The organism is Seonamhaeicola marinus (assembly GCF_008085455.1).
Genome location: NZ_VSDQ01000861.1, coordinates 1 through 649, shown reverse-complemented (window position 1 = coordinate 649; position 649 = coordinate 1). Strand labels below are relative to the sequence as shown.

Genomic DNA, 649 nt, shown 5'->3' with positions numbered 1-649 from the left:
AATACAGATATAGAACAAGAGCAAGTAGATGCTACACAAACTGAAACGGTTGAAAAAGAAGAAAGTAAAGCACAACCTGAAAACGAGTTAACAGTTGAAGAAAAATTACAAGAAGAAGTAAAACAAGAAAAAGATAAGTTTTTACGCCTATTTGCAGAATTTGAAAATTATAAAAAGCGCACATCAAAAGAGCGTTTAGATTTATTTAAAACAGCCAATGAAGAAGTTATGGTAGCGCTTTTACCAATTGTTGATGATTTTGAGCGTGCCTTAACACACATTGAAGAAGATAAAGAAGCCGAAGAATTACGTAAAGGCGTTGTATTAATTTACCAAAAAATGCTATCTACTTTAGAGCAAAAAGGATTAAAAGCAATAACCGTTGAAAAAGGCGAAGTTTTTAATGCTGATGCACACGAAGCTGTGACGCAAATACCTGCGCCAACTGATGATTTAAAAGGAAAAATTATTGACGTTATAGAAAAAGGATATAAGTTAGGCGAAAAGGTAATTAGGTTTCCTAAAGTAGTTATAGGGCAATAAAATAGAAACATGGCAAAAAGAGATTATTACGAAGTATTAGGCATAAGTAAAGGCGCAAGTGCTGCCGAAATTAAAAAAGCTTACCGCAAAAAAGCAATTGAGTTTC

2 protein-coding genes are annotated in these 649 nt (G+C 33.1%); both read left to right on the top strand.

What is annotated here, in order from left to right:
- Window positions 1-9: 9 nt before the first annotated feature.
- The gene (locus FUA24_RS24460) at window positions 10-543 is read left to right on the top strand and encodes a nucleotide exchange factor GrpE (protein WP_148546045.1); all 534 of its coding nucleotides are present in this window, start codon (window positions 10-12) and stop codon (window positions 541-543) included.
- Between the two features lie 9 nt (window positions 544-552).
- On the top strand, window positions 553-649 hold a 97-nt coding region (locus tag FUA24_RS24455), incomplete at its 3' end, for a DnaJ domain-containing protein (RefSeq protein ID WP_148546043.1).